Genomic DNA, 22,668 nt, shown 5'->3' with positions numbered 1-22,668 from the left:
TGAAATTAGTGAAAACACTGAAAATAAGCACCCTATTACCTATACTTAAACGCTGATTACAGACAAATTGATTGACTTCACGATGACCAAGACAAAATCCCGCTTTGACGGATCCCAAAGCTATGTAGCAACCGATGACCTGAAATTGGCAGTGAATGCTGCGATTGCACTTCAGCGCCCTCTCTTAATCAAGGGCGAGCCTGGTACGGGCAAGACCATGTTGGCGGAAGAAGTGGCTGCAGCCCTCAATATGCCTTTGATGCAATGGCATATCAAGTCAACCACCAAAGCTCAACAAGGCCTGTATGAATACGATGCAGTGAGTCGCTTGAGAGACTCCCAACTCGGCGATGAAAAAGTCAATGACATTCGCAACTACATAGTTAAAAGCGTGCTTTGGCAAGCATTTGAGGCTGATGAACCAGTCGTTTTATTAATTGATGAGATTGACAAAGCAGATATCGAGTTCCCCAACGATCTTCTGCGTGAAATTGATCGGATGGAGTTCTACGTATACGAAACACGTGAGCTCATTAAAGCAAAGCATCGCCCTCTTGTAATCATCACCTCCAATAATGAAAAAGAATTACCGGATGCTTTTTTACGCCGCTGTTTCTTTCATTACATCTCATTCCCAGATGCCCAAACTATGCAAAGCATTGTTGATGTTCACCATCCAAATATCAAACAGGAGTTGCTGGACGCTGCTCTGAAATCTTTTTACCAAATCCGATCTTTGCCGGGTCTCAAAAAAAAGCCCTCTACTTCAGAGTTAATCGATTGGCTAAAACTATTGCTTGCTGAAGATATTCCAGCGGAAGCGCTTTATAGCGGAGATGAAAAAATAGTGATTCCCCCCTTGCAAGGCGCACTTCTTAAAAATGAACAAGACATTCATTTATTTGAACGTCTAGTGATGATGAATCGCAATCACCGCTAAATTCGACATCCTATTGCAATAGCTGAATCATGTTGATTCAATTTTTTCTCAAACTCAAAGAGGCAAAAGTGCCGGTTTCTGTTCGAGAATTTTTAACCTTACTAGAAGCCTTAAAAGAAGGTGTCATTGAACCTTCGATTGATGAGTTTTATCAACTTGCGCGCATGACCCTAGTGAAGGATGAGCAACACTTTGATCGCTTTGATCAAGTCTTTGGCTCCTACTTTAATGGTGTAGAGCAAATCATGGCCTTGGCACCAGATATTCCTTTGGACTGGTTAGAGAAAAAATTACAGCGCGTATTAACTGACGAAGAAAAAGCTGCCCTTAAAAAATTAGGCGGGCCCGAAGCATTGCAAAAGCGTCTTCAAGAACTCATGAAGGAGCAAAAGGAGTGGCACGGGGGCGGTAATAAATGGATTGGCGCAGGCGGCTCATCCCCTTTTGGTCATAGCGGCTATCACCCAGAGGGCATACGCATTGGAGGTGAAAGCGCTGGTAATCGCACAGCCATCAAAGTCTGGGAAGCCCGTGAATTTAAAGACTATGACAGCGATCTGAGCCTGGGGACACGCAATATTAAAATGGCTTTACGTCGCTTGAGGCGATTTGCTAGAGAAGGATCCAATTTAGAGCTGGATCTGGATAAGACCATTCACTCCACCGCTGCGAATGCAGGCATGCTTGATATTCAAATGCGACCAGAGCGCCACAACCAGGTCAAGGTACTGTTGTTAATGGATGTTGGCGGATCCATGGATGATCATATTCAACGTATCTCTGAGTTATTCACTGCTGTTAAAACTGAATTTAAACACTTGGAGTATTACTATTTTCATAACTGCGTTTATGAGCATCTATGGCAAAGCAATCGCCGTAGACGAGACCAAGTCTCCGCTACTCAAGACATCATTAATAAGTATGGACCCGACTACAAGCTCATTTTTATTGGCGATGCCACCATGTCTCCTTATGAAATACTAAGCCCCAATGGTTCCGTTGAATACAACAATCGAGAAACTGGTGCAGCGTGGATCAATCGACTCATTGATCACTTTCCCCACTTTGCCTGGCTCAATCCAGAGCCAGAATCAGTTTGGCAGTATCGCCAATCGATCGACATCATGAGGGGCCTGATGAAAGATCGTATGTATCCCGTGACCATGAACGGTCTTGAGAATGCTATGCGTCAACTCTCAAAGTAATCTAGTAATATTTACTTCAGCCATCTTTCCTTTTTTCTTTTTAAATTTTTACTAACAATCTATGACAAATCACATTAGCGATCGCCTGAAAACCCTTGGTATTGATTTACCACCACCCGGACCACCTGCTGCTGCTTATGTCATGGCTGCCACGACTGGTAATACTGTTTTTCTATCAGGCCACATTGCCAAGAAAGATGGTAAACCTTGGGTTGGTAAGCTTGGTCTCGATATGGATACGGAAACCGGCAAAGCTGCCGCCAGGTCGATTGCAATTGATTTAATAGCGACACTACAAAATCACTTGGGCTCGCTCGACAAAGTTAAGCGCATTGTTAAAGTCATGGGGCTAGTGAATTCCACCTCTGAATTTACTGAGCAACACTTAGTAATTAATGGCTGCTCAGAACTGCTCTTTGAGGTATTTGGAGATGCTGGAAAACATGCACGCAGCGCCTTTGGTGTCGCGCAAATCCCTTTAGGCGCTTGCGTTGAAATCGAGTTAATAGCTGAAATTTAAAAAACTAAGTCAGGCTTAATTTGTGTGCTTGGATGTCTTCCGGCGTGTCAACATCCATAACAAATGCCTGATTACTGGTGGGCATCGTTCTCACCTTATCTGGATGGATATCCATATATTCTCGGCAAACCATACCGGGAGTTTCTAGTACGTCTAATACTGCTTTATAAGAAAACAGCACCGGATTACCACGCCTCCCTGCCACTATTGGCAAGATGATTTCTTCACAACCCTCTCGCTTGAGGAATGCCTCAAGTAATTCTTGAATTTCACTTGCGCCTATTTCAGGCTGATCTGAGAGCGCAACTAACAAGACGTCAAATTTTTCCTGAAGAGATTCAAGCCCCAAACGAACTGACGAGGGTTGGCCTTTTTCTGGAGTGGTATTTCGGGCAAACTTTATAGGAAGCGCTATTGAGGTGTTTATCTTTGCGATTTCTAATTCAATTGCCTGGGCATGAAAGCCAGTAACAACAATGTACTCAACAGGACTGAATGCCTGGATCTCGCTTGAAAATCGCTGCAATAACGTCTGACTCTCCTTGCGGAGCAGGACTTTAGGATGATTACCGAGACGACTGCCCTCACCTGCCGCTAGCAACAATACAGCTAGGCGCAATTGTGAAGCTTGCAGTAATGGGCTAGAACTTGTCATTAGAGTGATAATAAATACATTCGCAGTAAAAAAATAAATAAAAGAATATTCAAGACACGAAATGAACAGTACTGATTTAAGCGTATTAAATGCCGCTGTGGATTGGCTTAAAGCAGGCCATTCGGTTGCCATCGCAACAGTTGTTCAAACTTGGGGCTCTGCACCAAGACCAATTGGCTCTTGGGTGGCAATCAGAGATGATGGTCAAGTTACCGGCTCAGTTTCAGGCGGATGTGTCGAAGATGACTTAATTCGTCGAGTACAAACCGAAATCCTCACTAAAGAGCTTCCAGAAATGGTGGTCTATGGCGTTAGCCAACAAGAAGCTGCACGCTTTGGCCTGCCTTGTGGTGGAACACTGCGACTGCTGGTCGAGCCAAAACCTGAGCTGGTGATTTTAGAAGCTATTCTGGCCTCTATCTCCAGTCATCAAATTACTTCTCGTACGGTTGATCTATCTACTGGTAAATCTACCTTAGAAGCTGGTAATCGTAATGAGGCATTTATTTGCGATGAGCGCCTGATGAAAACCACTTATGGTCCTCGTTGGCGCATGGTCATTATTGGCGCAGGACAACTATCGCTCTATACCGCTGATTTTGCCCTAGCCTCTGACTTTGAGGTCATTGTGATCGATCCACGTGAAGAGTACGCAGAGGGAATTAATCGCGAACATATTCAATTTATCAAAGGCATGCCAGATGATGTGCTTCTGGAAATTGGCGTTGATTCTCATACAGCTGTAGTCGCATTAACCCACGATCCCAAACTTGATGACATGGCCTTAATGGAGGCATTGAAGTCACCTGCTTTTTATGTTGGGGCTCTGGGCAGCAGAATCAATACTCAGAAGCGGAAGGCTCGCATACTGGAGTTCGATGTTAGTCAGGAACAGGTGGAGCAACTTCATGGCCCGGTAGGTTTATTCATTGGCGCTTTAACCCCACCTGAAATTGCCGTGTCCATTTTGGCTGAAGTAATCGCCGTGAAGTACGGAGTGCCGATACCGGCAAAAGTTTAAGAGGCAATAAAAAACCCGATCAGTTGATGACCGGGTTTTTTATTTACCTAAATCAAGCCCAACTACCTAATTGGCCTTCAGCTTCCCATCTTTTAATCTTGGCTCTACGAAATGACCTTTACGAGCGCGATTCCCTGCAAATGATTTCAACGTTTTCGCATCAAGGCTCAACTCAGTAGGTTTACCCGCACGCCCAGCACCTGAATAGGTAGCACCATCAGGACCAACGGCGATGGCAGAAGCCAGCTTCTCTTTATCATCCAAGCCCATCAAAATCACACCCTTACCACCTGTAGGTAAACGCTTGAGCTCATCTAATGGGAATACCAACAACTTGGAGTTTTCGGATAAACAGGCTACCTGTTTCATGCCGGCCGTCACCTTAGCTGCGCCCAGAGGTGCATCACCGCCTGGGAATTTACTGTCGATGCCAACAAATGATTTACCAGCCTTATTACGGGTAGTCATGTCAGCGACGTTTGCAAGGAAACCGTTACCTGATCTTGTAGAAATGAGTACCAGGTCATCAGGCTGGCCAGCATAGTAAGCCACCATTTGGGATCCAGCCGCCAAGTTTACAAAGCTAGTCAATGGCGAACCATCGCCACGGGCACCAGGCAACTCGCTCACTGGCACGGTATAGACACGACCATCGCTACCAAAGCCTTGCATCACATCCACTGTGCGGCACTCAAATGTTCCGTAGAGGGCATCACCTGCCTTAAAGCCAAATTGCGTTGCATCATGCTCATGACCTTGGCGTACGCGCACCCAACCTTTTTGAGACACGATGACCGTTACCGGCTCATCCAATACCTTGGTTTCAGCAACGGCACGCTTGTCTTCCTGAATTAAGGTACGACGATCATCGCCAAAATCCTTCATATCGGATTCGATTTCTTTGATGATGCGCTTGCGAAGCACGGTATCGCTCTGCAATAAACCTTCAAGATCGTCACGTTCAGACTTAAGTTCTTTTAGCTCTTGCTCAATCTTGATGCCTTCCAGACGGGCCAATTGACGCAAGCGAATATCTAGAATATCTTCTGCCTGGCGATCACTGAGCTTGAATTCTTTAATAAGATCAGCCTTAGGTTCATCGCTATTGCGAATGATCTTGATGACCTTATCAATGTTCAGAAGGACAATTAAGCGCCCCTCCAAAATATGCATGCGGTCATTGACCTTGCCCAAGCGATGTTGAGTACGTCGAGTAACAGTCGCAACCCTGAAAGAAATCCACTCAGAAATAATCTCTTTCAGACCTTTTTGACGAGGACGGCCGTCCGTACCAATCATCACCAAGTTCATTGGCGCATTGGATTCCAAAGAGGTATGAGCAAGCAAAAGATTGGCAAACTCATTGACATCAATATTTTTACTCTTTGGCTCAAATACCAGGCGCACCGCAGCATCTTTGCTAGATTCATCACGTACACCATCGAGCACATTCAGGATGGTGGATTTCAGGTTGCTCTGCTCAGGGGTTAAAGTCTTCTTACCAACCTTCACCTTCGGATTGGTAATCTCCTCAATCTCTTGGAGTACACGCTGTGATGAAGTAGACGGTGGCAACTCATTCACCACAATTTGCCATTGGCCACGAGCTAATTCTTCAATAGACCAGCGGGCACGCACTTTTAAGCTGCCACGACCAGCCTCATAGATCTGCGCAATCTCGGCTGCAGAGGAAATAATTTGACCGCCACCTGGATAGTCTGGTCCAGGCATGATTTCGAGCAACTCAGAAGTGCTCATCTTAGGAGACTTCATTAAAGCAATTGCTGCACTCGCCACTTCACGTAGATTATGCGAAGGAATCTCCGTCGCCATACCCACGGCAATACCAGACGCCCCATTTAAGAGCACAAATGGCAAGCGCGCCGGCAACAACTTAGGCTCTTGAAATGAGCCGTCGTAGTTTGGCGCAAAGTCTACGGTGCCTTCATCGATCTCACTTAATAAAAGACCAGCGATTTTGGTTAAACGCGCCTCGGTGTAACGCATTGCCGCTGCGCCATCACCATCACGCGAACCAAAGTTACCTTGGCCATCAATCAATGGATAGCGCAAGGAGAAGCTCTGCGCCAGACGCACTAATGCGTCATAAGCAGATTGGTCACCGTGCGGATGAAACTTACCCAATACATCACCAACGACACGAGCACTCTTGACGGGCTTAGCGTCAGCGCGCAAGCCCATCTCGCTCATGGAGAACAAGATTCGGCGTTGAACTGGTTTTTGACCATCGGATACATCAGGTAGCGCACGACCTTTCACTACGCTAATTGCGTAATCAAGATAAGCTCGCTCTGCGTAGACCGCTAGCGTTAAGCTGTCTTTATCATCTTCATTTAGCTCAACTTTTTTGGGATCGTGTGGATCCCTAGGACCACCTGCTTGGGGAGTGATGGACTCATCGACTTCCACAATATTCATTTCAATAGGCTCACCTGCAAACAGGTCAGCTTGATCAGTGGGGCCTGTAGCACCTGGAGTTTTTTTAATAGCCATTAGATATCCGCCTCCACTTCATTACCGCGCTCTTCCAGCCAATCACGACGCGCACCGGATTCGGATTTACCCATCAACATATCCATTGTCTTAATTGTTTCATCTTCAGTCCAAGTGCCCAAAGTCACCGGCAAGAGGCGGCGGGTGTCTGGATTCAAAGTGGTATCCCAGAGTTGCTCAGCACTCATCTCACCCAAGCCTTTAAATCGGGAAATTTGCCAGGCAGACTCTTTGACGCCATCTTTGCGCAATTTATCTTCAATCGCTTGCAGCTCACTTGCATCTAGTGCGTAGATCTTTTGCGCTGGCTTTTTGCCGCGTGCTGGGGCGTCCACCCTAAACAAGGGCGGCCTTGAAATATGCACATGACCCAACTCAATCAGTTTAGGGAAATGCTTGTAGAACAAAGTGAGTAGCAATACCTGAATATGCGCACCATCCACGTCCGCATCAGAGAGGATGCAAACCTTGCCATAACGCAAGTTTGATAAGTCCGGAGTGTCATTAGCGCCGTGCGGATCAACGCCAATCGCAACTGCAATGTCATGCACTTCGTTGTTCGCAAATAAGCGATCACGCTCTGCTTCCCAGGTATTGAGAACCTTACCGCGTAAAGGCAGAATCGCTTGATATTCCTTATTGCGCCCCATCTTGGCTGAACCGCCCGCTGAATCTCCCTCAACCAGGAAGATTTCATTGAGGCCAATATCTTGGCTTTCACAGTCAGTCAACTTACCAGGTAGCACTGCAACACCAGAGGATTTTTTCTTCTCGACTTTTTGACCAGCGCGTGTTCTTGCTTGCGCCTGCTTAATCACTAAGTCGGCGAGTTTGCGACCGTAATCAACGTGCTCATTAAGCCAAAGCTCAAGAGCAGATTTAGCGTAACCAGATACCAAACGTACCGCATCTCTGGAATTTAAACGCTCTTTAATTTGACCTTGGAATTGAGGATCCAGTACCTTGGCAGACAAAATGAAGGAGGCGCGTGCAAAAACGTCCTCAGGCATAAGCTTCACACCTTTAGGCTGTAATGCATGCATTTCGATAAAGCCTTTAACGGCATTAAAGAGGCCTTCGCGCAAGCCACTTTCATGAGTGCCCCCTGCTGGCGTTGGAATCAAGTTCACATAACTCTCACGCACTGGAGGGCCATCTTCAGTCCAGGTCACAACCCAGGCTGCGCCCTCACCTTCAGCAAAGGAGTCATCATCACCATTGCCGGTTGCATATTGCTCACCTTCAAATGGCGGGATAACTTCTGCGCCATGGCCCGCTTGTGCCATTGCTTCGTTTAAGTAGCCGCGTAAGCCTTGGGCATATTGCCAAGTTTGACTCTCGCCAGACCTCTCTTGAATTAAGGTGACTTTGACGCCGGGCAGCAAAACTGCCTTAGAGCGCAATAAGCGAATGAGCTCGGGCATAGGGATGGCCGCACTATCGAAGTACTTACCATCTGGCCATGCACGCACACGCGTACCGTGGGATTTATCTTCCTTACCAGCGGCGCTGGTTTTTAGTTTTTCAATGACCTTGCCATCTGCAAAGGTCAAAGTGGATACCTGGCCCTCACGCCATACGGTAACTTCTAGACGCTTGGACAAGGCATTGGTAACTGAAACACCAACACCGTGCAAACCTCCAGAGAATGCATAAGCACCCCCAGTGCCTTTTTCAAACTTACCGCCAGCATGGAGTTGGGTAAATACAATTTCGACTACCGGTAATTTCTCCGTAGGATGCATTCCCACTGGAATTCCGCGACCATCATCTTCCACGCTCACGCTGCTATCCGTATGCAAAGTCACGATGATTTGCTTACCAAATCCACCTAAAGCTTCGTCGGAAGCGTTATCCAGCACCTCTTGAATGATGTGCAAGGGATTGTCGGTGCGGGTGTACATTCCCGGCCGCTGACGGACGGGTTCGAGTCCTTTTAGGACCTGAATCGATGATTCGCTGTATTCGGATGTTTTACGGGTAGCCATGCGCGCAAATTGTAGTCATGTCTGAACTAAAACCCGAATTTTCCTGAATTACCCCTATATTCATGCCAAAATTGCCGGATGGGAGCCTTAAGTCATATTCGCGTTTTAGACCTCAGCCGTGTGCTTGCCGGCCCGTGGTGCGCACAAAACCTCGCTGATCTCGGTGCAGACGTCATCAAAGTCGAGCGTCCAGGCCTTGGGGACGATACCCGCCATTGGGGTCCTCCCTTTGTAAAGGATCCGCAGGGCAATGACACTGCAGAAACAGCTTATTTCATCTGTATTAACCGCAATAAACGCTCCATTACTGTCGATATTAGTAAGCCCGAGGGCCAAGAAATCATTCGGCAACTCGCCAAAGAGTCGGATGTAGTGATTGAAAACTACAAAGTTGGGGATTTAGCCAAGTACGGTCTGGATTACGAAAGCCTCAAAAAGGTCAAATCGGACCTTATTTACTGCTCCATTACCGGTTTTGGCCAAAATGGTCCCTATGCTCAGCGCCCTGGCTATGACTTCATCATCCAGGGAATGGGTGGTTTTATGAGTGTTACTGGCGAGGCTGATGACTTTGAAGGCGCTAGCCCACAAAAGGCTGGTGTGGCGATTGCCGATATCTTTACTGGCATGTACGCCAGCACTGCCATCCTGGCTGCAGTCGTCCATCGAGATAAAACGGGACAGGGTCAATATATCGATATGGCCCTCCTAGATACTCAAATTGCAGTAATGGCCAATGTCTCTAGCGCCTATTTGTGCTCTGATAAGGTGCCGCGTCGCTGGGGTAACGCCTCCCCGATCATCGTTCCCTACCAAACCTTTCCCACCTCAGATGGCTGGATGATCGTCGCCGTTGGCAATGATGGTCAATTCAAGCACTTTGTGACTGCTGGTGGTGAGGCGCACTTAGCTAGTAACCCCCTTTATATTAATAATCCTATTCGAGTAGAGAATCGTAAGTCCCTGATTCCATTACTAGAGGTCATGACACGTCGCAAAACCAAGGCGGAGTGGATCCAGCTTTTAGAGGCGGCAAACGTACCTTGCGGCCCTATTAATAACTTCGAAGAAGTCTTTGATAACGAGCAAGTTAAGGCGCGCGGCGTCCAAATTGACGTTCCACACCCTACCGCGGGCAATATGAAACTGGTTGGCAGCCCTATGCGACTCTCAGAAACCCCGGTTGAGGTGCGCATGGCACCACCCACCTTGGGTCAGCATACGGATGAAATTTTGCGGGAACGCCTCAATCTAGACCCCCAGGCTATTGCCACCCTCCAAGAAAAAGGCATCATCTAAACCCAATGTCATCCAACAGCTCAAGCCCAAAGTTATCACTAATCCAAGTGCTGATTTTTGGCGGGCTAATGGTGACTTTTTCCATGGGAATACGCCATGGTTTTGGATTATTTAATCTTCCCATTACCTCGGCCAATGGCTGGGGTCGCGAAACTTTTGCACTCACTATTGCATTACAAAATCTTATTTGGGGAGCAGTTCAGCCGATCACTGGCGCTTTAGCTGATCGTTACGGTGCATTCAAAATCATGGTTGCTGGTGGTGCACTCTATGCACTCGGTTTAGCCGGCATGGCGATCTCCACTGACGCATTGAACTTTTCATTAGCTGGTGGATTACTAATTGGTCTTGCTCAAACCGCAACAACCTATAGCGTGATCTATGGAATCTTAGGTCGCAATGTTGTTGCAGAAAAACGTGTGTGGGCAATGGGTATTGCAGCAGCAGCTGGATCATTCGGACAGTTCTTAATGATTCCAGTTGAGCAAGGCTTGCTCACTAGCTTTGGTGCAAACGATGCACTGCTCATGTTAGCGCTCATGGCTAGCTTGATGATTCCGATTGCGTTTATGTTGCGCGAACCAAATGTTGCCAATGCGCAGCAAGGTAATAATCAAACTATTAAAGAAGCGTTAAAAGAAGCGATCCACAATCCTAGTTTTAAATTACTCACCTTAGGTTATTTTGTGTGCGGATTTCAGGTAGTGTTTATTGCCGTTCACTTAGCACCCTACCTTAAAGATTTATCCAAGATCTATCCTGATGTTGGTGCACCTGCAGTCGCGACAACGGCATTAGCACTCATTGGACTCTTTAATATTTTTGGCACCTATAGCGCCGGAATATTAGGTCAACGTTTTCCAAAGCGCTACCTCCTGTCGGGTATCTATATCGGTAGGTCTATTGCGATCATGGCCTTTATTTGGCTGCCTCTTAGCCCAATGTCTACCTACCTCTTTGCAGCTATCATGGGCTTCCTGTGGCTGTCTACCATCCCACTTACCAATGCCATCGTGGCACAGATCTTTGGTGTGAAATACCTCACCATGCTCTCAGGTCTAGTGTTCTTCTCGCATCAATTGGGGAGCTTCTGCGGCGCTTATTTTGGTGGCTACCTATTTGATCGCACCGGCTCCTATCTGATTGTGTGGAACATTGCGATAGCCTTAGGCTTGTTTGCATTCTTGGTCAACATACCAGTCAAAGAACGCGCGATTCATCGTGCTGCCTCTGTTTAATTTTTACCGATAAAAATGTCACTTGTACGTTTATTTTTTTACGCATTTTCATTGGTACTCTTAGGCATTATTTTTTCTGCTTACTTTGCTCCCGATATGATGGTGGCAATCACCAATTCAGTTTGGGCCTTGTGTGGTTGGTAATCAGTGGATAATGTTTCTTGCCTTAACATCTTTTTAAAAAATAGTTTTTTATTTTTTTACTCGCCGTAGCACAATGGATAGTGCACATGCCTCCTAAGCGTGGGATACAGGTTCGATTCCTGTCGGCGGGACCACTTCAAAATGAAAAACTTATCCACAGGCTTTGTGGATAAATACCCAAAAGTTTTCGTAAGTCGTAGATTTGTATAGAGAGACCTAGCTTGCTTAAATTATGGGCATCTATCTCTGATAAAAAAATAAATAAAGATCTATTGACAATTGAAATTCATTTATAGATTTTTAGACTACTTTTTTTCAGCATTCATAATTTCTCTTACACTTAAGGCATGCACAAGCTCACCACCAGCACAATTGCCGCGCTAGAAGAGATGCTTCAAAACACGGCAAGATCTGCACCACCAGATTTTTTACCCATTCACTTTTTAGGCGGCTCCTCATCTGGGCAAGTGATTGGTCATCTAAACCCTGAATTTATCCCCTACCTACAAGAATCACTTACTAAAAATCCCATCCCTCATATTCAAATGGGGCACGATCGGATCAGTATTAGCCATGCCAGGCCCTTAGCCCTATCCGAAAGCCTGGCTAAATTGGCTGATCGCATGCACCAAGGCGGGTTTATTCCGGGCTGGAGGCAGGAAGATTTTGCTTGGATTGACCAAAATGGTCACGAATACTTCCGTTTAGAGCGCTCCGCTTTTCGAACTTTTGGGTTTCGCAGCATGGCAAGCCACATTAATGGCTATACGAAGGCCGGCAATCTCTGGCTGGGACGCCGCAGCGAGTCCAAACCCACAGATCCTGGGCGCCTAGATAACCTTGCTGCAGGCGGCATTGGAGCGGATGAGACCCCCTGGGTTAACGCCCGTCGAGAGTTATGGGAAGAAGCCGGCGTACCGCGCCAGATTTCTGATCAAATTGAGCCGGTGGGCCGTATTCATATGCGCCGCCCCATTCCTGGGCGGGGTTTTCATGATGAGTTGCTCTATGTCTATGACCTAGAGCTCGCAGATAATTTTATCCCCACAAATCATGATGGTGAAGTCAGTGGTTTTATCGAAATCTCCCTTTCAGAGGCTTCTGCGCGTATTTTGGCTGATGAATTCACCAGCGATGCTGCCTTTGTGACGGCGGATTTCATTTTGCGAAATACCAAAACAGGCTAAATCCACCCTTCCGACTTTGACTGCTTGATGTTGATCATCTAGCTTGCGCTCATTTCGTGGTTAAATTAGCTTTAAGGATGAAACAGGGGTGCCCTTGAGGTGTTTTTTGCCACAAGGTGCTGAGAAAGACCCTAGAACCCGATCCAGGTAATGCTGGCGTGGGGAGTTTTCCATCAGACCGTCACCCGGTTTCGTCCATCTAATTACAGTCAGGAGATGGACATGAGCGATACCAACACTAAATCTAAACCAGAAATTCCGAGCTTAAAGAGCTTAGAGCGTGACTTTGGCCAGAAATTTGCCTATCCCGCTTCTACCAAAACCTATCTTGAGGGCTCGCGTCCAGATATCAAAGCTCCGATTCGCATGATCGAGCAACTATCGACTCGAGTAGGCGAAGAGATGGTGCCTAATCCTCCCGTACCGGTTTATGACACTTCAGGACCCTATAGTGATCCCGATATTGTGATCAATCTGGAAAAAGGTTTGCCTTTATTGCGCAAAAACTGGATTGAAGAACGCGGTGACACAGTGCAATTAGCTGGACCGAGTTCTGAGTATGGTGTTGCCCGCTCACAAGATGCAGCAACTCAAAATTTACGTTTTGCTCATATCAATCCTCCGCGTGTTGCCAAAGCAGGACAAAACGTAAGTCAAATGTATTACGCCCGCAAAGGCATCGTGACTCCTGAAATGGAATATGTTGCCTTGCGTGAGTCTATGGGTTTAGAGCAATTACGCAAGAATCCCGAATACAAACAACTACTCAAGCAACATCCTGGCAAGAGCTATGGCGCCAATTTGCCAGACATCGTTACCGGTGAATTTGTACGCTCCGAGATCGCAGCAGGCCGCGCCATCATTCCGGCCAACATCAATCACCCTGAGCTCGAGCCCATGATTATTGGCCGCAACTTCCGCGTGAAAATTAATGGCAATCTAGGTAACTCTGCTGTGACCTCATCGATTAATGAGGAAGTAGAAAAAATGGTGTGGTCGATCCGCTGGGGTGCAGACACCATCATGGATCTGTCTACTGGTAAGCATATTCATGAAACCCGTGAGTGGATTATTCGGAATTCACCAGTTCCCATTGGTACTGTTCCAATTTATCAAGCGCTGGATAAGACCGGTGGTATTGCAGAAGATCTCACTTGGGAAATGTTCCGCGACACCTTGGTTGAACAAGCTGAACAAGGTGTCGATTACTTCACCATTCATGCTGGTGTATTGCTGCGTTACGTTCCGTTAACAGCCGACCGTATCACTGGCATCGTTTCTCGCGGTGGCTCGATTATGGCGAAGTGGTGTTTAGCGCACCATAAGGAAAACTTCCTCTACACGAAGTTTGATGAGATTTGCGAGATCATGAAAGCCTATGACGTGTCATTTAGTTTGGGTGATGGTTTGCGACCTGGTTGTATTGCAGACTCGAATGATGCCGCACAGTTTGGCGAACTTCATACCCTTGGCGAGTTGACGGCAAAGGCTTGGAAGCACGATGTTCAAGTGATGATTGAAGGCCCTGGTCACGTTCCAATGCAGCGCATTGAAGAAAATATGACTGAGGAACTAAAGCACTGCTTAGAAGCGCCCTTCTATACCCTTGGTCCTTTGATTACCGATATTGCTCCTGGATACGATCACATCACTAGCGGTATTGGTGCTGCACAAATTGGATGGTACGGCACTGCAATGCTTTGCTACGTAACACCGAAAGAGCATTTAGGTTTGCCGGATAAAGAAGATGTGCGAACCGGCATCATTACTTACAAGATCGCAGCCCATGGTGCGGACTTGGCCAAGGGCTTGCCTGGTGCTCAAGTACGCGATAACGCCTTATCCAAAGCACGTTTTGAATTCCGCTGGGAAGATCAATTTAATCTCGGCTTAGATCCTGAACGTGCTCGTGAATACCACGATGCGACCTTGCCAGCTGAAGGCGCCAAGATTGCCCACTTCTGCTCGATGTGTGGACCGAAGTTCTGCTCTATGAAGATCACTCAAGAAGTGCGTGATTACGCGGCAAGCTTGGATGCCGATGGCAACCCTAAGGCGAAAGTAATCCCCATCACTGCAGAAGCCTCTACCGATCTAGAAAAAGGAATGGAAGAAATGTCAGCAGAGTTCCGTAAGCGCGGTAGCGAGATTTATCAGTAAGTGACTAAGTCAGTCTCAAACGGCAAATACGCCATCGTTGGCGCCGGCCTCATGGGTCGGTTGCTAGCGGTCGCACTTGCTAAGCGCGGCGCTCGGGTTGAGCTGTTTGAGAAAGGCGGCCCAGATGCCGCTAATGCAGCTGCGCGTATTGCCGCTGCAATGTTGGCACCACTGGCGGAATCTGCTATCACTGAAGATAACGTCGTGCGTATGGGTGTTCATAGCCTGCCGCGATGGAAGCAACTCATCGATGAATTGGCTAAGCCGGTTTACTTTCAACAAGATGGCACTTTGATCTTATGGCATCGTCAAGATGCTAGTGATGCAGAGCGTTTTTCCTCCCATCTTGAAAGAAACTGCGATCGCAATCGGACGTTGTCTAATCCGCTTCATTTAGATAGTCAGTCACTTGCGGAAATTGAGCCAGGGGTTTCTGAGCGCTTTACGCAAGGCCTCTATCTACCCAATGAAGGTCAGCTCGATAACCGCCAATTACTGGAAGCTTTATTAGTCGAGCTCACCTTAATGAAGGTGCCTTGTCATTGGAATCAATCCACCGATCCCGAGCAGCTTCGCAATATTACTAATGGCTTTGATTGGGTAATTGATTGTCGCGGCTTGGGTGCAAAGGATTCCTGGAATCAACTTGATAACTCTTCAAAAGATTTACGTGGCGTTCGTGGTGAAGTCATTCGTCTGCATGCACCTGAAGTGAAGCTGCGTCGCCCTACTCGCCTAATCCATCCGCGCTACCCGATTTACATCGCCCCAAAAGAAGATGATGTTTATGTTGTTGGAGCAACCGAGATTGAATCCGAAGATCTCTCTCCAATGAGCGTTCGATCCGCAATGGAATTGCTCAGTGCGGTCTATACCGTGCACAGTGGTTTTGCAGAAGCACGCATTTTAGAGATGGCAACCCAATGTCGCCCTACGCTAAAAGATAATTTGCCCGAGATTAGCGTTGATCAAAAGCCGCATCAAGCCAAGCTCATGATGATCAATGGACTCTATCGACATGGTTTCATGATCTCTCCAGCCATTCTGGACTGCGCACTAGAAATATTGAACACGGGCTCCAGTCCTTTAGCAATCGACTTAGACTTACAGGTGTCAGCCGCCACCGATCAGGAGTTAAGCGCATGCGCATAATGTTGAATCAAGTAGCTCATGAGGTTCCAGACAACAGCACGATTGATGATGTACTGGTGATGATTGATGCGCAACCACCCTTTGCCGTTGCAATCAATTATGAATTCGTGCCTAAGACTAGGCATGCCGAGGAAATCTTGCATGAAGGCGATGAAATGGAAGTCATTGCACCGGTCACTGGCGGCTAACTTATCAATGAATGAAAAATACGTAATCCATCTATTCACATGACCGCCCCTTTACCAAATCCTGTAGCTACCGCAGACCCCTTAGTGCTGTATGGCGAGACATTTGCTAGCCGTTTATTGTTAGGAACATCGCGTTACCCATCACCACAGGTTTTGGAAAATGCTGTCAAGCAATCCAATCCTGGAATGATTACTGTTAGTCTTCGTAGGCAAGGCACCTCCACAACAGAAGCGCACTCTGGATTTTGGGATCTCCTAAAGAAAATGGCTGTGCCGGTTTTACCTAATACCGCCGGTTGCCATAGCCCAAAGGAAGTAATTGCTACCGCGCAGATGGCTCGTGAAGTATTTGAAACTAACTGGATCAAGTTAGAGCTCATCGGCGATGACTACACATTGCAGCCTGATACATTACGGCTAGTTTCTACAGCAGAAACTTTAATAAAAGATGGTTTCAAGGTCTTGCCTTATTGCACCGAAGATCTGATTTTGTGCCAAGGCTTAGTGGATGTAGGATGTCAGGCTGTCATGCCCTGGGCCGCACCGATTGGAACTGGTCAAGGCCCTTTAAATCCCTACGCATTAAAACTACTTCGTGACCGTTTGAAGGTTCCGCTTTTAGTGGATGCCGGCTTAGGTCTACCGTCCCATGCATGTAGCGTGATGGAATGGGGTTTTGATGGCGTCTTACTCAATACTGCAGTTGCATTGGCCGATGATCCTGTTGCAATGGCTAAAGCGTTTTCGATGGCAGTAGATGCCGGTCGTACCGCCTACCTTTCAGGAGCTATGAAAGCCCAGCAATCTGCTCAAGCCAGTACACCATTGGTTGGTACGCCTTTTTGGCATCAAACTTAAAGAACCATACTGAATGAGCTTAGTTCGCGATCTTGCAGATCAAATTGTTGCAGCCCATATTAAGGATGACTTGTGTTTGCCTATACCGGCATACAGCATGTCATCACCTCCTCCAAAAATTGATAACGAGCATGCGGCAGATCATTACGAACTTGCTGGCATGGTCGCTGCAATTCAAATGGGCTTCATTGAGCGTGATGCCAATGTCTTAGGTAAAGCTTGGTCTCGAATGGTTCATCAAGACGGTGGATTTAATCCCTTTAAGTGGCCATCCAGACCTGAGCATTTTGATTTGCTGCCTTGGACTCGGAATATGAATCCCAATGCCTTTGCAGAGTGCCCAAAGCGTTTAGGTTTATATGCTGTCATGCCAGATGCCGAATGGGTAAAACGCATGGTTGATGCTGAAATTCCAACGGTGCAATTACGCTTTAAGTCCGAAGATAAAAAGCTGATTCGAAAACACATTGCAGAATCAGTGAAGGCTGTTGAGGGCAGTAGAACCTTGCTCTTCATTAATGACTATTGGCAAGAGGCAATTGAAGCTGAAGCCTACGGAATCCACTTGGGTCAAGAGGATTTGGAGACGGCAGATTTGGATGCTATTCGGTCTGCAGGACTGCGCTTAGGGCTGAGCACGCATGGCTATGCTGAGATGGCCTACGCAGATCGCTTCTGCCCAAGTTATATTGCCATGGGCGCTGTTTTTCCAACGAACTTAAAGAAGATGGAAACTGCGCCTCAGGGTTTGGGTCGTCTTTATAAGTATGCCCAGTTGATGAATCATTACCCCTTAGTTGCCATTGGCGGTATTGATGAGGGCAGCATTCATGCGGTTGCACAGAGCGGCGTGGGCTCGGTTGCCGTTGTTAGGGCAATCAGTGGATCAAGCGATCCTAAAGCAGCAGTAAAGCGACTGCAAGAGCTGATGAAAACTTAAGCCTTAATCTTCAATCCTGAATCTTTAATACTTGCCCTCTTCTTTCGGTAATGCGGTTGGATAAAAATCATGCATATGCCACAAGGGTCCAGGGCCTTCGCCAATACTCAAGAAACGCCCAGCCTCTAAGCCGGCCTCTACATAAGAGATGGCCTTTGCAACAGAATGCGAGAGATCGTGACCATCCGCTAAATAGGTGGCTATGGCAGAGGCTAACGAGCATCCAGTTCCATGCGTATTAGCTGTATTAACTCGGTAGTGTTTAAATTCTTTTGACTGAACCACTTCAAGACCCTCTTCCATCGTTCGCCACATCAGAAAATCCGTCAGCTGAGTATGGGTAGCATCCAGATGTCCGCCCTTAATCAAGACTGCCTGTGGACCTAACTCAAGCAACTCCTCAGCGGCAAGCTTGAAATCCGCAGGACCGAATAATTCTCGGCCCAAAAGTAAGGAGGCCTCCTCCAGGTTTGGGGTTACCAATGTCGCCATCGGGAATAACTCTTGAATGATTGCCTGGGCAGTGTCATCTCCACCTAGACTGGCCCCTGATGTGGCTCTTAATACCGGATCCAAAACGATTCTCTTAGCCCCATGACGCATGAGAGCAGAAGCCACGGTACGGACAATTTCTGGACTGGCAAGCATCCCGATTTTGACAATGTCCACCCCAATATCCATAAATACTGCATCGATCTGAGCCTCAACTACATCAAGGTCAATATCCTGAATGCGACTCACCCCCAAAGTGTTCTGCGCAGTAATAGCGGTGATGACCGACATTCCATATCCACCCAAGGCTGTAATGACCTTGAGGTCCGCCTGGATGCCCGCGCCGCCGCCACTATCGGACCCGGCGATGGTCAATACTTTAGGGATCTGTACAGAACTTGGAGTAGATGATTTCATCTTGCTATAATATCGGCTTATTCCTCGATAGCTCAGTTGGTAGAGCGCCGGACTGTTAATCCGTAGGTCCCTGGTTCGAGCCCAGGTCGAGGAGCCAAATATAAGAAAACCACCTTGCGAGGTGGTTTTTTCTTTTGCAACCTAGGTGAAGTGATTGAGCCTAGATCAACCCTTTCTTTCTTAAATTGGCGAGACGGTTATTGAGGGTTTTGATGGTGAGCAGATTCAGCTTGTCACCTTCAGCCCAATTACTCCCTTTCCACTCAATTCCCACTGGAGTGACATTGGCAAAGGGTTCTTTACCTGCTTTTGCATAGCCCTCCAAAATGGCAATGAGTGCAGGACGATCATCGGAACCCCCAGCATCCTTAATTGCATCCAAAATTGGTTTGGTGATCGTATCGCTGTAAGTCATCTTAGAGTCTGGATGCTTAGCTGCTACAGGTTCTTCAAAGATGTACTCATGCGGCCACTCAAATACATTTCTGGCTGAGTTTTTTACTGACTCTGGACTTATTGCAGTACTTCCGGGATTTTTTGGATCAGTTGGTAAGTTGAGCTCCACAATCCAGGCCTCAAATTCGGCGATACGGGCATAACGTTTTTCTTCACTATCGCGCTTTTGTTCTTCTTGTGACAGTAGCAAAGTAACCCAAGCCCAAGCGATGTCTTTGGGAATAGCAAACTCTTGCGCCAAAATACCGCTGGCTTTTTTAAGGATGGGTTTGGATGTGAGTTTGGTCATTGCATTCTTTAGTTAATGCCTTCGATTTCAGGTGGAGAGCTCAAGGGAAGACGCCTTGTTCGTTTTTAAATGCTGGCCACAGACCCCGTAGGATACTCTGCATGGAGGTTTGATTACCTAGAATGCTTGGTAAATACTTGACTGGTAGCTCCCAGAGCTTGATCTCGCCGTAAATCCAACAAGAATGCCTGTATTCACTAAAATAGCACCATGACTAAGATTCCAGAACTTCTAGCCCCCGCCGGCAGCCTCTCTATGCTGCGCACCGCCTTTGACTTTGGTGCTGATGCCATTTATGCCGGACAACCACGTTACTCACTCCGAGTGCGTAATAACGACTTCGGAAAAATGGAAACGCTGAAGGAAGGTATTGATACCGCTCATGCTCTAGGTAAGAAGTTTTACCTCGTATCGAATCTACTGCCTCATGGTGGAAAGACGCGTACCTACATTAAAGATATGGATCCAGTTGTTGCATTGAAGCCTGATGCCATGATCATGTCAGATCCCGGTCTCATCATGATGGCTAGAGAAGCTTGGCCAGATATGCCGATTCATTTATCTGTTCAGGCCAATACAGTGAATGGTGCGTCTGCAAAGTTTTGGCGCTCCGTTGGAATCAGTCGCGTCATTCTTTCACGTGAGCTTTCTTTTGACGAAATCGAAGAAGTTCGTCAAGATTGTCCAGAAATGGAATTAGAAGTCTTTGTTCATGGCGCTCTGTGTATTGCTTACTCTGGCCGCTGCTTACTATCCGGGTATATGTCACATCGCGATTCCAATCAAGGTGCTTGCACCAATGCTTGTCGCTGGGATTACAAGGTAAAACCAGGTCAACAAAATACCAGCGGTGATGTGGTTCTTCTTCAGGAGGCGCGTCGTCCAGATGATTTGATGCCAATGGAAGAAGATGAGCACGGCACTTACATCATGAACTCCAAAGATCTACGTGCGATTGAGCATATTGAACGCTTAACGAAGATGGGCGTGGATTCATTCAAGATTGAGGGGCGTACTAAATCACCTTACTATGTTTCTCGTACCTGCCAGGCTTACCGCACTGCGATTGACGATGCAGTAGCTGGTCGACCCATGAATATGTCTCTAATTGGTAATTTGGAAGGTCTTGCAAATCGCGGTTACACCGATGGCTTTTATGAGCGTCATCACGATAAAGAATATCAACTCTATATGCGCGGCCACTCCCTATCAGGTAGAAGTCTCTACGTTGGCGAGACCTTAGAGATTGATGAGGACTCAGGTCGCGTCAAGGTCGATGTTAAGAACCGATTTTCCCTCGGCGATAAATTAGAAATCATTGAGCCCGAGGGCAATCAGGATATGGTGCTTGATGCCATGTGGAATCTCAAAGGTGAGCCCATTGACGTTGCCCCAGGATCAGGTCACTTTGTGTGGATTCAGCTACCACTGAAGAGCAAGCATGCATTTATTGCACGGTATACCAACGAACCGGCTCCTGTTGAAGCTGGCGGCTCTTGCAGCAATTGCTAATCATATTCCCTAGAAAGCTTTCATGAACACAACTTCCTCAAATTCAGTTCCCACGCATACGTTTAAAGAAAAAGCCAAAGAAGAATTTGTAAAAGCATTTCAACTAACTATTTACTTTGGGGTCTGGTTTTGCGCTCTTGCCTTTTTAGCAGCAACCTCACTAGATGAAAGACCTATTCCCTTATCAATCTTTGGCTTTGCCCTATTTAAGGCGGCAGTTTGTGCCAAGTTCATGCTGGTTGCCCAGGCTTTTTTTCCAATTACAGTGGACAAAAAGAATGGCATTGTCAGTTCGCTCATCATGGAGTCCTTGATTTATCTTCTCGTTGTATTGGGCTTAAATTACTTGGAGGCCGGCATTGATGGCGTTATTCATGGAAAAGAATTCTTTATATCGATGACTGAGTTTGGTCGATCCAATCCATTGCGCGTTGTGGCTGTGTCGATTGTTTACTGGTTAATTGTCTGGCCCTATCTACTATTGATGGGCATGACACTAATGCTAGGTAGCAATGCCACCTTGGAGATTTTGTTTGGCAATAAGCCAAAATCAAAATAATAGAGCCGTTACAAGAAAGTCTTGATGATCAAGTCATCCATCATTTCACATGGCTGGATTCCTAGAGTCTTTCCCCATTTATTACTGGCTTTTTGCACTCTTTTTTCCACGCTAACGCATGCTCAAGAAATTGAGGCTCGCACCTATTCCAACGCACCAATTGGTATCAACTTCATCAGCGCTGGGGTTGCTCAAGCTAAAGCCGGAAATTACACGCTCACTAGTGAAGTAATGGGGCTGACCCATATCTTTGATGCTTTTGGTCAATCCGGAAAGCTCACCCTAGTTCTCCCCTATGGCCAATTAAGTGGATCGAGCAGTATTGGTGGTCGCACAGTCAATGCCAGCACCGAAGGCTTATCCGATCCACTGATCAAGGCAGCAATTAATTTGTATGGCGCGCCCGCACTAACACTGGATCAATTTAAGAGCTATCAACAAGATCTCATTATTGGCGCCAGTCTGGCAGCATCTGTGCCATGGGGCAAATATGATGACAATCAATTAATCAATGTGGGTGCCAATCGTTGGTTTATTCAACCTGGCTTAGGTATATCTAAAGCGCTGGGTCCCTGGAGGTTAGAGCTGGCGGGCGCAGGGATTTTTTACACCAGCAATACCAATTTTATGGGTGGCAATTCTTTATCGCAGAACCCGGTTTACTCTACACAAACTCATGGAATTTACTACTTTCAAAACACTGCTTGGATCTCCGTAGATGCAACCTACTTTACTGGTGGGCAATCTTACTTAAACGGTAATCCCATTAGCGGCAGTCAAGAAAACTGGCGCTTTGGAACAACCATGTCCTACCCAGTCAATAAACATAATTCAATTCGACTATCTGCCAGTACTGGCGCATATTCGAGAACGAATAACAGCTATGACCTGTATGGCGTTTCTTGGCAATATCGCTTTGGTGGCGGCTTGTAGT

At 46.8% G+C, this 22,668-nt stretch carries 21 protein-coding genes, 2 tRNA genes and 1 riboswitch; of the genes, 18 read left to right on the top strand and 5 right to left on the bottom strand.

Annotated features, from left to right (window positions below; genetic code table 11):
• Window positions 1-82 precede the first annotated feature (82 nt).
• The 3 genes from FD971_RS04740 (at window position 83) to FD971_RS04730 (ending at window position 2,665) form a co-directional block, all read left to right on the top strand.
• Complete coding sequence (locus FD971_RS04740) at window positions 83-940, top strand: MoxR family ATPase (protein ID WP_215334992.1); 858 nt, start codon at window positions 83-85, stop codon at window positions 938-940.
• Between the two features lie 29 nt (window positions 941-969).
• The gene (locus tag FD971_RS04735; RefSeq protein ID WP_215334990.1) at window positions 970-2,145 is read left to right on the top strand and encodes a VWA domain-containing protein; all 1,176 of its coding nucleotides are present in this window, start codon (window positions 970-972) and stop codon (window positions 2,143-2,145) included.
• Window positions 2,146-2,206: 61 nt separating this feature from the next.
• A complete protein-coding gene (locus FD971_RS04730) occupies window positions 2,207-2,665 on the top strand; it encodes a RidA family protein (protein WP_215334988.1) in 459 nt (152 codons plus the stop codon).
• A 4-nt stretch (window positions 2,666-2,669) separates the two neighbouring features.
• Here the strand turns inward: FD971_RS04730 and FD971_RS04725 are convergent, their stop codons facing one another.
• Complete coding sequence (locus FD971_RS04725) at window positions 2,670-3,320, bottom strand: NTP transferase domain-containing protein (RefSeq protein ID WP_215334986.1); 651 nt, start codon at window positions 3,318-3,320, stop codon at window positions 2,670-2,672.
• 61 nt (window positions 3,321-3,381) lie between these two features.
• Here FD971_RS04725 and FD971_RS04720 point away from each other — a divergent pair, with 61 nt between their 5' ends.
• Complete coding sequence (locus tag FD971_RS04720; RefSeq protein ID WP_215334984.1) at window positions 3,382-4,341, top strand: XdhC family protein; 960 nt, start codon at window positions 3,382-3,384, stop codon at window positions 4,339-4,341.
• Window positions 4,342-4,407: 66 nt separating this feature from the next.
• Here the strand turns inward: FD971_RS04720 and parC are convergent, their stop codons facing one another.
• The gene (gene parC / locus FD971_RS04715) at window positions 4,408-6,780 is read right to left on the bottom strand and encodes a DNA topoisomerase IV subunit A (protein WP_215335202.1); all 2,373 of its coding nucleotides are present in this window, start codon (window positions 6,778-6,780) and stop codon (window positions 4,408-4,410) included.
• A 74-nt stretch (window positions 6,781-6,854) separates the two neighbouring features.
• Window positions 6,855-8,843: a DNA topoisomerase IV subunit B gene (locus FD971_RS04710; RefSeq protein ID WP_215334982.1), complete on the bottom strand. Its 1,989-nt coding sequence runs from the start codon at window positions 8,841-8,843 to the stop codon at window positions 6,855-6,857.
• Between the two features lie 78 nt (window positions 8,844-8,921).
• On the opposite strand from FD971_RS04710, the gene FD971_RS04705 reads away from it, so the two are divergent.
• The 10 genes from FD971_RS04705 (at window position 8,922) to FD971_RS04665 (ending at window position 18,009) form a co-directional block, all read left to right on the top strand.
• Window positions 8,922-10,142 carry a CaiB/BaiF CoA-transferase family protein gene (locus tag FD971_RS04705; RefSeq protein WP_215334980.1) on the top strand — a complete coding sequence of 407 codons (1,221 nt, stop codon included), beginning with the start codon at window positions 8,922-8,924 and terminating at the stop codon, window positions 10,140-10,142.
• Window positions 10,143-10,210: 68 nt separating this feature from the next.
• The gene (locus FD971_RS04700; protein WP_371743065.1) at window positions 10,211-11,380 is read left to right on the top strand and encodes an MFS transporter; all 1,170 of its coding nucleotides are present in this window, start codon (window positions 10,211-10,213) and stop codon (window positions 11,378-11,380) included.
• 15 nt (window positions 11,381-11,395) lie between these two features.
• Window positions 11,396-11,524, top strand: coding sequence for a hypothetical protein (locus FD971_RS09930; RefSeq protein ID WP_256442905.1), 129 nt, complete (start codon window positions 11,396-11,398; stop codon window positions 11,522-11,524).
• Between the two features lie 59 nt (window positions 11,525-11,583).
• Window positions 11,584-11,658 (top strand) — tRNA-Arg (locus FD971_RS04695).
• A 213-nt stretch (window positions 11,659-11,871) separates the two neighbouring features.
• Window positions 11,872-12,711 carry an NUDIX hydrolase family protein gene (locus FD971_RS04690; RefSeq protein WP_215334976.1) on the top strand — a complete coding sequence of 280 codons (840 nt, stop codon included), beginning with the start codon at window positions 11,872-11,874 and terminating at the stop codon, window positions 12,709-12,711.
• 74 nt (window positions 12,712-12,785) lie between these two features.
• Window positions 12,786-12,893, top strand: a riboswitch (TPP riboswitch).
• A gap of 40 nt (window positions 12,894-12,933) precedes the next feature.
• On the top strand, window positions 12,934-14,871 hold the full coding sequence (gene thiC, locus FD971_RS04685; RefSeq protein WP_251368682.1) for a phosphomethylpyrimidine synthase ThiC: 1,938 nt from the start codon (window positions 12,934-12,936) through the stop codon (window positions 14,869-14,871).
• Complete coding sequence (locus tag FD971_RS04680) at window positions 14,872-16,023, top strand: FAD-dependent oxidoreductase (protein ID WP_215334974.1); 1,152 nt, start codon at window positions 14,872-14,874, stop codon at window positions 16,021-16,023. It abuts the gene before it with no gap.
• Window positions 16,014-16,211: a sulfur carrier protein ThiS gene (gene thiS, locus FD971_RS04675; RefSeq protein WP_215334972.1), complete on the top strand. Its 198-nt coding sequence runs from the start codon at window positions 16,014-16,016 to the stop codon at window positions 16,209-16,211. The genes FD971_RS04680 and thiS overlap by 10 nt, the downstream gene beginning before the upstream one ends.
• 39 nt (window positions 16,212-16,250) lie before the next feature.
• Window positions 16,251-17,069, top strand: coding sequence for a thiazole synthase (locus FD971_RS04670; protein WP_215334970.1), 819 nt, complete (start codon window positions 16,251-16,253; stop codon window positions 17,067-17,069).
• Window positions 17,070-17,082: 13 nt separating this feature from the next.
• Window positions 17,083-18,009: a thiamine phosphate synthase gene (locus FD971_RS04665; protein WP_215334968.1), complete on the top strand. Its 927-nt coding sequence runs from the start codon at window positions 17,083-17,085 to the stop codon at window positions 18,007-18,009.
• Between the two features lie 24 nt (window positions 18,010-18,033).
• On the opposite strand, the gene thiD is transcribed toward FD971_RS04665, so the two are convergent.
• Entirely contained in the window at window positions 18,034-18,918 is an 885-nt protein-coding gene (thiD, locus tag FD971_RS04660) for a bifunctional hydroxymethylpyrimidine kinase/phosphomethylpyrimidine kinase (RefSeq protein ID WP_215334966.1), read from the bottom strand.
• A 21-nt stretch (window positions 18,919-18,939) separates the two neighbouring features.
• On the opposite strand from thiD, the gene FD971_RS04655 reads away from it, so the two are divergent.
• Window positions 18,940-19,015: transfer RNA gene (locus FD971_RS04655), tRNA-Asn, on the top strand.
• Window positions 19,016-19,078: 63 nt separating this feature from the next.
• On the opposite strand, the gene FD971_RS04650 is transcribed toward FD971_RS04655, so the two are convergent.
• A complete protein-coding gene (locus FD971_RS04650) occupies window positions 19,079-19,663 on the bottom strand; it encodes a hypothetical protein (protein ID WP_215334964.1) in 585 nt (194 codons plus the stop codon).
• 210 nt (window positions 19,664-19,873) lie between these two features.
• On the opposite strand from FD971_RS04650, the gene FD971_RS04645 reads away from it, so the two are divergent.
• Genes FD971_RS04645 through FD971_RS04635 form a run of 3 tightly spaced genes read left to right on the top strand, consistent with a single transcriptional unit; the run spans window position 19,874 to window position 22,667 of the window.
• The gene (locus tag FD971_RS04645) at window positions 19,874-21,175 is read left to right on the top strand and encodes a U32 family peptidase (protein ID WP_215334962.1); all 1,302 of its coding nucleotides are present in this window, start codon (window positions 19,874-19,876) and stop codon (window positions 21,173-21,175) included.
• 22 nt (window positions 21,176-21,197) lie between these two features.
• On the top strand, window positions 21,198-21,734 hold the full coding sequence (locus tag FD971_RS04640; protein WP_215334960.1) for a hypothetical protein: 537 nt from the start codon (window positions 21,198-21,200) through the stop codon (window positions 21,732-21,734).
• Between the two features lie 24 nt (window positions 21,735-21,758).
• Entirely contained in the window at window positions 21,759-22,667 is a 909-nt protein-coding gene (locus FD971_RS04635) for a transporter (RefSeq protein WP_215334958.1), read from the top strand.
• The last annotated feature ends 1 nt before the right edge of the window (window position 22,668 follow it).

Origin of the sequence: Polynucleobacter sp. AP-Ainpum-60-G11 (assembly GCF_018688375.1) — a bacterium.
Taxonomy (GTDB): Bacteria; Pseudomonadota; Gammaproteobacteria; order Burkholderiales; family Burkholderiaceae; genus Polynucleobacter.
This window is presented reverse-complemented; position numbering and strand designations above follow the sequence as displayed.